The organism is Lentzea sp. NPDC060358 (assembly GCF_042725365.1).
Lineage (GTDB): Bacteria > Actinomycetota > Actinomycetes > Mycobacteriales > Pseudonocardiaceae > Lentzea.
The window spans coordinates 1-12644 of sequence record NZ_JBHXCW010000220.1; the positions used below are offsets into that span (position 1 = coordinate 1).

The 12644-nt window shown below is 71.9% G+C and carries 10 protein-coding genes; 9 read left to right on the top strand and 1 reads right to left on the bottom strand.

Going from position 1 to position 12644, the window contains the following annotated elements:
- Window positions 1-214: 214 nt before the first annotated feature.
- Entirely contained in the window at window positions 215-1279 is a 1065-nt protein-coding gene (locus ACFWGZ_RS32760) for a putative glycoside hydrolase (RefSeq protein ID WP_382455456.1), read from the top strand.
- Between the two features lie 53 nt (window positions 1280-1332).
- On the opposite strand, the gene ACFWGZ_RS32765 is transcribed toward ACFWGZ_RS32760, so the two are convergent.
- Entirely contained in the window at window positions 1333-1767 is a 435-nt protein-coding gene (locus ACFWGZ_RS32765) for a universal stress protein (RefSeq protein WP_382455457.1), read from the bottom strand.
- A gap of 590 nt (window positions 1768-2357) precedes the next feature.
- On the opposite strand from ACFWGZ_RS32765, the gene ACFWGZ_RS32770 reads away from it, so the two are divergent.
- The 8 genes from ACFWGZ_RS32770 (at window position 2358) to ACFWGZ_RS32805 (ending at window position 12604) form a co-directional block, all read left to right on the top strand.
- A complete protein-coding gene (locus ACFWGZ_RS32770; RefSeq protein WP_382455458.1) occupies window positions 2358-3884 on the top strand; it encodes a UDP-N-acetylmuramoyl-L-alanyl-D-glutamate--2,6-diaminopimelate ligase in 1527 nt (508 codons plus the stop codon).
- Window positions 3881-5350: a UDP-N-acetylmuramoyl-tripeptide--D-alanyl-D-alanine ligase gene (murF, locus tag ACFWGZ_RS32775; RefSeq protein ID WP_382455459.1), complete on the top strand. Its 1470-nt coding sequence runs from the start codon at window positions 3881-3883 to the stop codon at window positions 5348-5350. The genes ACFWGZ_RS32770 and murF overlap by 4 nt, the downstream gene beginning before the upstream one ends.
- Window positions 5347-6432: a phospho-N-acetylmuramoyl-pentapeptide-transferase gene (gene mraY, locus ACFWGZ_RS32780; RefSeq protein ID WP_382455460.1), complete on the top strand. Its 1086-nt coding sequence runs from the start codon at window positions 5347-5349 to the stop codon at window positions 6430-6432. The genes murF and mraY overlap by 4 nt, the downstream gene beginning before the upstream one ends.
- A 4-nt stretch (window positions 6433-6436) precedes the next feature.
- The gene (gene murD / locus ACFWGZ_RS32785; protein ID WP_382455461.1) at window positions 6437-7807 is read left to right on the top strand and encodes a UDP-N-acetylmuramoyl-L-alanine--D-glutamate ligase; all 1371 of its coding nucleotides are present in this window, start codon (window positions 6437-6439) and stop codon (window positions 7805-7807) included.
- 62 nt (window positions 7808-7869) lie between these two features.
- Entirely contained in the window at window positions 7870-9333 is a 1464-nt protein-coding gene (gene ftsW / locus ACFWGZ_RS32790) for a putative lipid II flippase FtsW (protein WP_382455465.1), read from the top strand.
- 78 nt (window positions 9334-9411) lie between these two features.
- A complete protein-coding gene (gene murG, locus ACFWGZ_RS32795; RefSeq protein WP_382455462.1) occupies window positions 9412-10479 on the top strand; it encodes an undecaprenyldiphospho-muramoylpentapeptide beta-N-acetylglucosaminyltransferase in 1068 nt (355 codons plus the stop codon).
- A complete protein-coding gene (gene murC / locus ACFWGZ_RS32800; protein WP_382455463.1) occupies window positions 10476-11858 on the top strand; it encodes a UDP-N-acetylmuramate--L-alanine ligase in 1383 nt (460 codons plus the stop codon). Before murG ends, murC begins: the two co-directional genes overlap by 4 nt.
- Window positions 11855-12604: a cell division protein FtsQ/DivIB gene (locus ACFWGZ_RS32805; RefSeq protein WP_382455464.1), complete on the top strand. Its 750-nt coding sequence runs from the start codon at window positions 11855-11857 to the stop codon at window positions 12602-12604. The genes murC and ACFWGZ_RS32805 overlap by 4 nt, the downstream gene beginning before the upstream one ends.
- The last annotated feature ends 40 nt before the right edge of the window (window positions 12605-12644 follow it).

Below are 12644 nucleotides of genomic sequence, written 5' to 3' on the forward strand. Positions count from 1 at the left end.
AGGTTCTCTCAAGACGACGTCATGCGGTTCTTGGCGCTGCGTTCTCCATTTCGAAGCCCGAAGTGGTCGGCAGCGAAGGGGATCGAAAATGTTTCTTCGAATCGTTCTGATCTTGGCGGCGATGATGACGTCGATCGCATTCCCCTCTGCTGCGCAGGCGGCGGTTCCGGAGCGTTCCACCAAGTCTTTCTGGCTGCACTGGAACAGCACTCCCGTGACGGACGCGATGATCGCGACGGAGGCCTCGCGCCGCTCGTACATCGTGCTCAACGCCTGGGAGACGGCGCTGGCGGCCAAGTTCAGGGCGGCGAACCCGAAGATTCAGATCTTCGTCTACAAGGACCTTTCCTCGACGCGCAGCTACGCGTGCACGAAGGGCGTCGACGACGCGAACCTGCCGACCGGTGTCGGCTACTGCGCGGCCGACCCGAAGTGGTTCCTGCTCGACCGCAGCGGCAACCGCTTCGAGTACCAGGGTTACGCGGGTCACTGGCAGATGGACGTGGGCAACGTCGCATACCAGAATGCGTGGGCCGACAAGGTGATCGCGTCGAGCAAGGCGTTCGACGGCATTTTCATGGACAACGCGCTCTTCGCCTGTGACACGTACCACCCCGGTGTGTGCCCAGCCGCCTACCCGACCGACGCCTCCATGCGGCAGGCCTACCTGTCGATGTTCGCCAACACCCGTGCGAAGTTCGTCGCCGCCGGCCTCAAGACCGTCGCGAACCTGTCGAACGCGCGCCTCTACGACGGCGTGTGGGACTCGTACGTCACCAACCTCGACGGCGGCTTCGACGAGTGGTGGCTGACGTTCGGCGACAAGGACATGCTGTCCGAGTACTCCCAGGGCTGGAGCCGCCAGATCGCCGAGATCACCGCGAACGAGGCCAAGGGCAAGATCACCTGGGTCCAGCCGCACCACAGCGGTGCCGAGCAGCCGTTCCGCTACGCCTTCGCGAGCTACCTGCTGGCCAAGGGCGACCGCGCCGCCATCGCCGACATCGAGGTGACCGACCGCTACGACGGCGCCTCGTCGTGGCGCGCCGAGTACGACTGGAACCTGGGCACCCCCGCCGCCAAGGCCTACTCGGTCGGCACCAACGTCTGGCGCCGCGACTTCGCCTGCGGCACCGTGGTCGTCAACGCGAACAAGACCGGCAGCTCCTCGGTCCTGGTCTCGCTCGGCGCGACGACCTACACGACCGAGAAGGGCGCCAAGGTCCGCTCGGTGCTGCTGCCGGGCACGACCGGCACGGTGCTGCGCAAGCCCTGCTAGTCCCCAGCTCCGGGTCCGGGCCGGTCGTCCACGTGTGGACGGCCGGCCCTTCGCTACGGCGTCACCCGGTCGTCGTGCGCCGGCTCCCGCCTGGCGACCAGGACGGGGCACGACGCGTGGTGCAGCGCCGCCCGCGTGATCAGCCCGACCCCGTCGTGCCGCCCGCCGCGGCCCACCACGACCAGGTCGGAGTCCAGGCGCGCCAGCGCCTCGTGCGGGTGCCGCGACTGCACGACGACCTCCGGCGTCAGCTCGGGAGCCGTGGTGCGCAGGAACAGCACCGCCCGGCGGACCGCCGCCTCGTCCCGGGGCACCTCGTCGCCGCGCTGGGCGGGCGGGTGGACGTGCAGCAGGCGCAGGGACGCACGGCGGGTGCGGCACAGTTCGACCGCGCGCCGCAGCACGACCGGGTCCTCGCACCCGCCGACGGCCGCGGTGACCCGGCCGTACTCGCCGCGGACGGCCGGGGGCCGCCCGCGCACCACCACGACCCCGCACCGCGCGGCGCAGCACCGGGAGGACGAGGGACCCCAGCCCCAGGCCGCGGTGCTGTTCTCCTCTGCACCCCAGGACCAAGGTCGCGCTGGAGTCCGACGCGCCCACCAGCGCGGCCACCGGGTCGTCCCCGCTCGGCCGGAAGTGGGCCGTGAGCATCGGCAGCCGTTCCAGCACCCGCTGGACCGTCGTGTCGCCGGGGTCCGCCAGGAACACCTGGAGGTCCGTCCGCAGCGACCACGCGTGGCGCGCCGCCCACTCGAACGCGTGGTACGCAGACTCGGACGTGTCGACCCCGACCGTCACCGATCTGCTGAAGTCCGGGGCCCAGAAGGAGAACCTCCCGGGTCGCACCGCCGTGGTCGTCCTCATCACCACCTCCTGCCGCCCCCCAACCTCACCGCGCGTGCCCCGGCGGTCACAGGGCCGGAAGTCACGAACGCGGCAGGAACTCCTGCGGCCGGACGGGCTCGCTGGGAAGGAGCAGCGGCGACGCCCACCCGATCGGGCCATCGCGGCTGATCATCACCCGAACGCCAACGCGCCGCTCGACCACTGTGTGTGCGCCGGTAGCCTCTTGCCCGTGCCTGCCAAGCTCGAGGGCAAGGTCGCGACCGCCCCGCCCCGCCCTGACACCATTCGCCCTGCTTCCGCGGCTGCTCTCGCCGCGGTCGCCGACGTGCACCTGACCAGGCCAGCACATGCCGACGTCCAGGTGACGGGAGTGACGCTGCGTGCACAGCACGTGCTCCCCGGTGACCTCTACGCCGCGCTGCCCGGAGCCCACGCGCACGGTGCCGACTTCGCCGCGACGGCGCTCGCCCACGGCGCCGTCGCCGTGCTCACCGACGAGGCCGGCGCGGCCCGGGAGGCCCTCAGGGACGTGCCCGTGCTGATCCACCCGCGTCCCCGCGAGGTCGTGGGCCTGCTCGCCGCGCACGTCTACGGGCAGCCGTCGGCCAAGGTCAGGCTGTGGGGCGTCACCGGCACATCCGGCAAGACCACCACCACGTACATGATCGAGTCCGTCCTGCGCGCCGCCGGGAAGCACACCGGCCTGATCGGCACCGTCGGCACGCGCATCGGCGACGAGCAGCTCGGCAGCTCGCACACCACGCCCGAGGCGCCCGACCTGCAGGCGCTGTTCGCGGTGATGGCCGAGCGCGGCGTCACCGACGTGGCGATGGAGGTGTCGAGCCACGCGCTGCACATGGGCCGCGTCGCCGCCACCGAGTTCGAGATCGGCGCGTTCACGAACCTCAGCCAGGACCACCTCGACTACCACGCCGACATGGAGGAGTACTTCCAGGTCAAGGCGCAGCTCTTCGACGGCCGCGCGCGCCGCGAGGTCGTCTGCGTCGACGGCGACTGGGGTCCCCGGCTCGTCAAGGACTCGACGACCACCGTCGCCACCACCAAGCCCGCCGACTGGACCGCGGGCGAGGTCGAGGTGAGCGCGACCGGCGAGCAGGCGTTCACCGCGCACGGCCCCGGCACCGACATCGAGATCCACCTGCCGCTCGCCGGCAGCTTCAACGTCGCCAACGCCCTGCTGGCCATCGCCTGCCTGCACGCCGAGGGCGTCCCGGCCGCCGCGATCGCCGAGGGCCTGCGCACCGTCCAGGTGCCCGGCCGCATGCAGCGCGTCGACGAGGGCCAGGACTTCACCGCCGTCGTCGACTACTCGCACAAGCCCGCCGCCGTCGCGCTCGCTCTCGACGCCGTGCGCGCCAAGACCGACGGCCGCGTGATCGTCGTGCTGGGCTGCGGCGGCGACCGCGACCGCGCCAAGCGCCCGCTGATGGGCGAGGCCGCCGCCGACCGGGCCGACGTGTTGATCATCACCGATGACAACCCGAGGAGCGAAGAAGCGTCCTCCATTCGGGCCGCCATGCTCGAAGGGGCCCTCGCCGCCGGGAACCGGGGCGAGGTGCTCGAGATCGGCGACCGGGGGCTCGCGATCGACAAGGCCGTCGAGCTCGCACATCCGGGGGACGTCGTCGTCGTGGCGGGCAAGGGACACGAGACGGGACAGGAGATCGCCGGCGTGGTCCACCCGTTCTCGGACGTCGAGACGCTGACCGCCGCGATCAGGAGGGCTCACCGTTGATCGCACTCACGCTCGCCGAGATCGCCCGGGTCGTCGGCGGACGGTTGCACGCAACCGACGGCTCGCCCGTGGTGACGGGCACCATCGAGTTCGACACCCGCAAGATCACCGAGGGCGGCCTCTTCCTCGCGCTGCCCGGTGAGCGTGTGGACGGCCACGACTTCGCTGCGCAGGCCGTCGCCTCCGGTGCCGCGGGCGTGCTGGCCGGCCGCGAGGTCGACGCCCCCGCGGTGATCGCGCCGCCGGTGCGGACCAGGCACGCCAACGCCTACGTGCTCGCCGGGGACGCGAACGGCGAGGGCGCCGCGGTGCTCGAGGCGCTCGCCAAGCTCGCGCGCCACGTCACGGACCGCCTGGCGGACCTGACCGTCATCGGCATCACCGGCTCGGCGGGCAAGACGTCCACCAAGGACCTCATCGCCCAGGTGCTGCGGCCGGTCGGCGACGTCGTCGCGCCGCCGGAGTCGTTCAACAACGAGCTGGGCCACCCGTGGACGGCACTGCGGTCGACGGAGGACACCCGGTTCCTGGTGCTCGAGCTGTCCGCGCGCGGCGTCGGCCACATCGCGAACCTGTGCGAGGTCGCCCCGCCGCGGTTCGGCGCCGTGCTCAACGTCGGCACCGCGCACCTGAGCGAGTTCGGCTCCCGCGAGGGCATCGCGCAGGGCAAGGGCGAACTGGTCGAGGCCCTGCCGTCCGCGGACGAGGGCGGTGTCGCGATCCTCAACGCCGACGACCCGCTCGTCGCGGGCATGGCGAGCCGAACGAAGGCCAAGGTCGTCCTCGTCGGCGAGAGCCCGAAGGCCGACGTCCGCGCCGTGGACGTCGAGCTGGACGAGCAGGCCCGCGCGAGCTTCACGCTCGAGACCGCCTCGGGCGACGCGCGGGTGGCGCTCGGCCTGAGCGGACCGCACCAGGTGGGCAACGCGCTCGTGGCCGCCGCCATCGCGCTCGAGCTGGGCGCGACGCCCGCCGAGGTCGCCGACCGGCTCGGCGCCGCGCGGCGCGTGTCGGCCCACCGCATGGTCATCACCGACCGGCCCGACGGCGTGACGGTGATCGACGACGCCTACAACGCGAACCCCGACTCGGTGCGGGCGGCGTTGAAGGCCCTCGCGACGATCTCGCGTGCCACCACGCCCGCCCGCCGCAGCTGGGCCGTCCTCGGCCCGATGGCCGAGCTGGGCGACGACGCGGTGCGCGAGCACGACGAGATCGGCCGCTTGGTGGTGCGCCTGGACATCGGCAAGCTCGTCGTCGTCGGCGACGCGGCCCGCGCGATGCACCAGGGTGCGCACCTGGAAGGATCTTGGGGAGAGGAATCAGTCCTGGTGCCGGACGCGGACGCGGCCGTCGAGCTGCTCCTGGGGGAAGTCCGGCCCGGTGACGTAGTGCTGGTCAAGGCATCCAACGCCTACCGCCTGTGGCGCATCGCCGAGGCCCTGCTGGAGGCAGGAACCAAGTGAAGAGCATCCTGATCGCGGCAGCGATCGCACTAGCGGTGTCGATCCTGCTGACGCCGTACCTGATCAAGATCTTCTCGCGCCAGGGCTTCGGTCAGGAGATCCGCGAGGACGGTCCGCAGCACCACAAGACCAAGCGCGGCACACCGACCATGGGTGGTCTCGCCATCCTGGTCGCGATGTGGGCCGGCTACCTCGGCACGCACCTGGTGAACTCGATGTCGGCCTCGGCGTCGGGGCAGACCCCGACGGCGTCCGGCCTGCTCGTGCTGATGCTGACCACCTCGCTCGGCCTGGTCGGCTTCCTCGACGACTTCATCAAGATCCGCAAGGCCCGCAACCTGGGCCTGAACAAGACCGCGAAGCTGGTCGGCCAGTTCATCGCGACGATCACGTTCGCGATCCTCGTGCTGCAGTTCCCGAACAAGGACGGCCTGACGCCCGCGTCGGTCAACCTCTCGTTCGTCCGCGACATCACCGTGGTCTCGTTCGGCGTCATCGGGTTCGTCGTCTTCTGCTACGGCATGGTCGCCGCGTGGTCGAACGCCGTGAACCTGACCGACGGCCTCGACGGCCTGGCCGGCGGCTCGTCGGCGATGGTGTTCGGCACCTACGTCGTGATCTCGTTCTGGCAGTTCCGCTGGAGCTGCACCAGCTACTCGGTCGCCGGCTGCTACGACGTGCGCGACCCGCTCGACCTCGCGGTGATCGCCGCGGCGGCGATGGCGGGCTGCATCGGCTTCCTCTGGTGGAACGCCGCTCCCGCGAAGATCTTCATGGGTGACACCGGGTCGCTCGCGCTCGGCGGCCTCGTCGCCGGTCTCGCGATCGCCACCCGCACCGAGCTGCTGATGATCGTCATCGGCGGTCTGTTCGTGGTCGAGGCCCTGTCGGTGGCGCTGCAGGTCGCGGTCTTCCGCACCTCACGACGGCGCCTGTTCCGCATGGCGCCGTTCCACCACCACTTCGAGCTCGCCGGGTGGGCGGAAACCACGGTCATCATCCGGTTCTGGCTGATGGGCGGCATCTGCTGCATGTTCGGGCTCGGGGTGTTCTACAGCGAGTGGCTGACAGGCGGGTTCTAGACCTATGACGAAGCTGGCCGGTTCGAAGGTCTTGGTGGCCGGTGCGGGAGTGACCGGCCGGTCCGCCGCGGAGGCGTTGCTCGCCGCGGGCGCCGAGGTCGTGGTCACGGACACGTCGCCGCAGCGGCTCGCGGCACTGGAGACGCTGCTCGAGGGCGTCGACCTGGTCCCGGGCCTGACCGAACCGCCGGCCGGCACGTCCCTGGTCGTCACGAGCCCCGGCTGGCAGCCGTCGAGCCCGCTGCTCGCCGCGGCGTCGTCGGCGGGCATCGAGGTCATCGGCGACGTCGAGCTGGCCTGGCGGATGGCGGCGGAGCTCGCCGACCCGCCGGTCTGGCTCGCGGTCACGGGCACCAACGGCAAGACCACCACGGTCGGCATGCTGGAGTCGATCCTGCACGCCGCCGGCGCGGACGCCGTGGCCTGCGGGAACGTCGGCCTGCCGGTCGTGGACGCGCTGCTGGCCGGCCGCCGGGTGCTCGCCGTGGAGCTGTCGAGCTTCCAGCTGCACTGGGCGCCGTCGGTGAAGCCGCAGGCGGGCGCGCTGCTCAACCTCGCGGAGGACCACCTCGACTGGCACGGCGGCATGGACGCCTACGCGCGGGCCAAGGCCCAGGTCCTCACCGGCGAGGTGGCGATCGGCTGGCTCGAGGACGACCTCGTCGCCGACCTGCTGGAAGCCTCACCCGCGCGCGACCAGGTCGGGTTCACGCTGGGGGAACCGGCGGACGGCCAGCTCGGCGTCCGCGACGGCTGGCTCGTCGACCGGGCGTTCGCCGACGACGAGCCGCTGGTCGAGGTCGCGAAGATCCGCCCGGCCGGTCCTCCCGGCATCGCGGACGCGTTGGCCGCCACGGCTCTCGCACGGGCTTACGGCGTGCCGTCGGAGGCCGTGCGCGAAGGCTTGGAAGCGTTCGAACCGGCGGCGCACCGCGCGGTGCTCGTCACCGTGGACTCCGATGACGTCCGGTACGTCAACGACTCGAAGGCGACGAACCCGCACGCCGCGGTGGCGTCGCTGCGCGCGTACGACAGCGTTGTGTGGATCGCGGGAGGCCTGCTCAAGGGCGCGTCGGTCGACGACATGGTGCGGACCGAGGCCCACCGGCTGCGGGGCGCCGTGCTGATCGGCGCCGACCGCGCGGTCCTCGCCGAGGCGCTGGCGCGGCACGCCCCGGACGTGCCGGTGCGCGTGGTCGACGCGGCCGGCGACGACCCGATGCCCGCCGTGGTCGCCGCTGCCCGCGAGCTCGCCCAGCCGGGGGACACGGTGCTGCTCGCGCCCGCCGCCGCGTCGATGGACATGTTCACCGACTACGCCCACCGCGGGCGGGCGTTCGCGGACGCCGTCGTGGCGTTGACGGGTGATCGGTAGGGTTCGCAGCGCGACACGCCCCAGGAATCCCCGTTCGAGCGCTTGACACAGGAGACGATGATCTGGTGACCGTCGTCGCCGACAAGCCGAGGACCAAGCGGAAGGGCCGCCCCGCGGGCCGAGTCGCCTCGTTGCGCAGCGGCATGACCTCGTGGCTGGGCCGCCCGCTCGCCGACTTCCACCTCCTGCTCGCGATCTTCGGCATGCTCACCGTGCTGGGCCTGGTGATGGTGCTGTCGGCGTCGGCGCCGGGACAGGTCGCGTCGGGCGTGTCCGCCTACAGCGTGTTCCAGCGGCAGCTCATCTACGTCTGCGTCGGCGCGGTGCTGTTCTGGATCATGCTGCGCTTCCCGCTGCGCAAGCTCCGGCACGCCTCGACGGCCGCGATGGGCATCGGCGTGGTGCTGCTGATGCTGGTGCTGACGCCGCTCGGCGACGTCCGCGGCGGCGCCCGGTCGTGGTTCACGCTCGGGCCCGTCTCGTTCCAGCCGATCGAGGCCGTGAAGCTCGCTCTCGCGCTGTGGGGCGCGCACGTCCTGGTCACCAAGCGCGCGTTGCTGTCGCAGTACCGGCACCTGCTGGTGCCGGTCGTGCCGGTCGCGATGCTGGTGTTCGCGCTGGTCATGCTTCAGCCCGACCTGGGCGGCACGATCACGCTCGGCGTCGTGCTGATCAGCCTGCTGTGGTTCGTGGGCGCGCCGATGCGGTTGTTCGGCGTGATCGCCGGTGGCGCGGTGGCCGGTGCCGTCGTGCTCGCGATCGGCGCCGCGTACCGGCTCAAGCGCGTGACGTCGTTCCTCGACCCGGACGCCGACCCGCTGGGCGCGGGCATGCAGGCCCGCCAGGCGATGTTCGCCCTCGCCGAGGGCGGCTGGTTCGGCAAGGGACTCGCGCGGGGCAGCTCGCAGTGGCGGTACCTGCCCAACGTCGAGTCGGACTTCATCTTCGCGGTCATCGGCGAGGAGCTCGGGTTCATCGGCTGCGCGCTGGTGCTCGTGCTGTTCGGCGGCCTGGCGTGGGTCGGCCTGCGGGTCGCCGCGCGCAACACCGACCCGTGGATCCGGATCGTGTCCGCGACGCTCACGGTGTGGCTGGTCGCGCAGGCCGCGATCAACATCGGCTACGTCGTGCGGCTGCTGCCCGTCACGGGCATCACGCTGCCGATGATCTCCTCCGGCGGCACGTCGATCGTCACGACGATGGTCGTGTTCGGCATCCTCGCGAACTGCGCGCGGCACGAGCCCGACGCCGTGTCGGCGCTGCGCTCGCTCGGTCCCGGCCGGGTCGGCGGGCTGCTCAAGCTGCCCGCGCCCGAGGCCTACCGGCCGCCGCCCAAGCGCAAGCCCGTCCGCCCGACGTCACCTCCTCGCGCACCGGGGCGGCGCACGCAGCAACTTCCCGTGGTCGACGAACGTCGTATGGCAGGGCGGTCCGCACCGCCCTCGGAGTACCGTCGCCGCGAAACGCGCCGGGTGAACCAGAGCCGTTCCGAGCCCGGCCGGTCGACCCGCGGTCGCGGGCGATAAAACTGAGCCGAAGTTCTCGAACCGAATAACCGGAGGCAAGTCTTGACCGGGCACCCTGCCCCCAGTGGTCCGTGCGTCGTGGTCGCAGGTGGTGGCACCGCCGGCCACATCGAGCCGGCACTGGCGCTGGCCGACGCGGTCATGCGGCTGCGACCGGACGCGCGCGTCGTCGCGCTCGGCACCGAACGCGGCCTGGAGAACAAGATCGTTCCGGCTCGCGGCTACCCGCTGGAGCTGATCCCGCCGGTGCCGATGCCGCGCAAGCCCACCCTGGACCTGCTGAAGCTGCCGCTGAACGTGCGCGGTGCCGTGAAGCAGACCCGCGAGGTGCTGGAGCGCGTCGGCGCGGACGTCGTCGTCGGCTTCGGCGGGTACGTGGCGCTGCCCGCGTACCTGGCCGCGCGCGGCCGCGTGCCGATCGTGGTGCACGAGGCGAACGCGAAGGCCGGACTCGCGAACAAGGTCGGCGCCAAGTTCGCCGAGCACGTCGCGGCGGCCGTGCCGGACTCGGGCCTCACCGACGCGCAGATCATCGGCATCCCGCTGCGCCAGTCGATCACCACGCTGAACCGCGCCGCGCTGCGCGACGAGGCCCGCCGGTTCTTCGGCCTCGACCCGCACACCCCGACGCTCCTGGTGTTCGGTGGTTCGCAGGGCGCGCGCTCGATCAACGAGGCCGTGGCGCCCGTCGCGGCCGAGTTCGCCCGTGCCGGCGTCGGCGTGCTGCACGCGTACGGCCCGAAGAACACCGTTGCGGTGCAACAGGTTCCGGGGCGTCCGCCGTACGTGCCGGTGCCGTACCTGGAGCGCATGGACCTCGCGTACGCCGCCGCGGACGCCGTGCTGTGCCGTTCGGGCGCGATGACCGTGGCCGAGGTGTCGGCCGTCGGCCTGCCCGCGGTGTTCGTGCCGCTGCCCATCGGCAACGGCGAGCAGGCGCTCAACGCCGGTCCGGTCGTCTCGGCCGGTGGCGGTCTGCTGGTGCCGGACGAGGAGCTGACGCCGGAGAAGGTGGCGTCGCTCGTCGTGCCGCTGGTGGCCGACCGCAACCGGCTGGCGCAGATGTCCGCGGCGACGCTCGGCACCGGCCGGCGCGAGGCGGACGAGATCCTGGCCCGCACAGTCCTGGATGTGATCAAGAAGTGAGCCTCGAACGCGTACACCTCGTCGGCATCGGCGGCGCCGGCATGAGCGGCATCGCGCGGATCCTGCTGGCGCGCGGCGTGCAGGTGTCCGGCTCGGACGCCAAGGACTCGCGGACCGTGCTGGCGCTGCGGGCGCAGGGCGCGCGGATCGCCGTCGGGCACGACGCGGCGAACCTCGACCAGCTCGTCGGCGGCCCGACCGAGGTCGTGGTGTCGACCGCGATCAAGGACACGAACCCGGAGTACGCGGCAGCGCGCGAACGCGGCATCACGGTGCTGCGCCGCGCCGAGGCGCTGGCCGCTCTCATGGACGACCACCGCGTGGTGTGTGTTGCGGGGACGCACGGCAAGACGTCGACCACGTCGATGCTGACCGTCGCGTTGCAGCACTGCCGGATCGACCCGTCGTTCGCGATCGGCGGTGACCTCAACGAGTCCGGCGCCAACGCCCACCAGGGCACCGGTGGCGTGTTCGTGGCGGAGGCGGACGAGTCCGACGGCTCGTTCCTGTTCTTCTCGCCGTCGGTCGCCGTCGTGACGAACGTCGAGGCGGACCACCTCGACCACCACGGCACCGTCGAGGCTTACACGGCCGTGTTCGACTCGTTCCTGGACCGGATCGTCGACGGCGGCGTGCTCGTGTCCTGTGTGGACGATCCGGGTGCCGCGCGGCTGATCACCGAGGCGCGTGCGCGCGGAATCCGTGTGCGCGAGTACGGCCGCACCGCCTCCGACGCGCGCCTGGTCGACTACAAGCCGCTGGAGTCCGGTGGCCTGGCGTCGGTCGAGATCGACGGCGTGGCTCTCGAGGTGCGGGTCGCCGTGCCGGGGGAGCACATGGCGCTGAACGCGATCGCTGCCCTGCTGGCCGGCCTCGAACTGGGCGCCGACCAGGCGGGCATGCTGGAGGGCCTGGCCGCGTTCGGCGGCGTGCGGCGCCGGTTCGAGTTCAAGGGCCGTGGCAGCGGCGTCTCGGTCTACGACGACTACGCGCACCACCCGACCGAGGTCGACGCGCAGCTGCGCGCCGCCCGTCCGGTCGCGGGTGCGGGCCGCCTCGTGGTGGTGTTCCAGCCGCACCTGTACTCGCGCACCCGCACGTTCGCCACGGAGTTCGCCGCCGCGTTGTCGCTGGCGGACGAGGTCGTCGTGCTGGACGTCTACGGCGCGCGCGAGGAGCCGGAGCCCGGCGTGACCGGCGGCCTGATCGCCGAGCAGGTCACGGCGTCGGTGCACTACGAGCCGTCGTTCGACCGCGTGCCGGCCCTGGTGGCCGGCCTGGTCCGCGAGGGCGACCTGGTGGTCACCATGGGCGCGGGCGACGTGACGATGCTCGGCCCCGAGATCGTCACCGCGCTGGCGGGCGACGAGCAGGCATGAGCGCCCCGGTTCGCGGCAGGTCCACGCGGGTTCGCACCGCGAACCAGAGGGCGAAGAGCGCTGAGCACCGGGCGCGGCGCAGGGTCATCCTGCGCCGCCGCCTGGTCGCGTTGCTGACCCTGCTCACCGTGGTGGGCCTGACGTACTGCGTGTTCTTCACGCCGTTGCTGGGCGTGAGCCAGGTGGACGTCCGCGGCTCCGTGGCACTGACGGACGACGAGATCCGCACGACGGCGGCCATCGCCCCCGGCTCCCCGTTGGTGCGCCTCGACCTGGAGGGCATCCACGACCGTGTGGCGGCCATGCCCCGTGTCGCCGCCGTGGAGGTCGAACGCCAACTGCCCAACACGGTCCGTCTGCTCATCACGGAACGAGTGCCGGTCGGCTCCGTGAAGCTGCCCGACGGCTTCCACCTGGTCGACTCCACGGGCAAGGACTACGCGGTCCTGCCCACCCCGGCGCCGGGCGTGCCCGAACTGGTGCTGGCGGCGCCGTCCTCCGCGGACCCGGCCACGCAGGCCGTCGTCGGCGTGGTGAACCAGTTGCCGGAGAAGCTGCGCCCCGACGTGGTGTCGGTGACGGCGACGTCCGGCGCGGACGTGAAGCTGACCCTGACCGGCGACCGCGTGGTGAAGTGGGGCAGCTCGGAGAACACGCCGCGCAAGGCGGCGGTGCTGCTCGTGCTGCTGACGCGGGAGGGGACGACCTACGACGTGTCCTCGCCGGACTTGGCCACGGTGTCGTAACCAGGCCTTTCACGACGGCGCGGGGCGAGGTCCACAGACC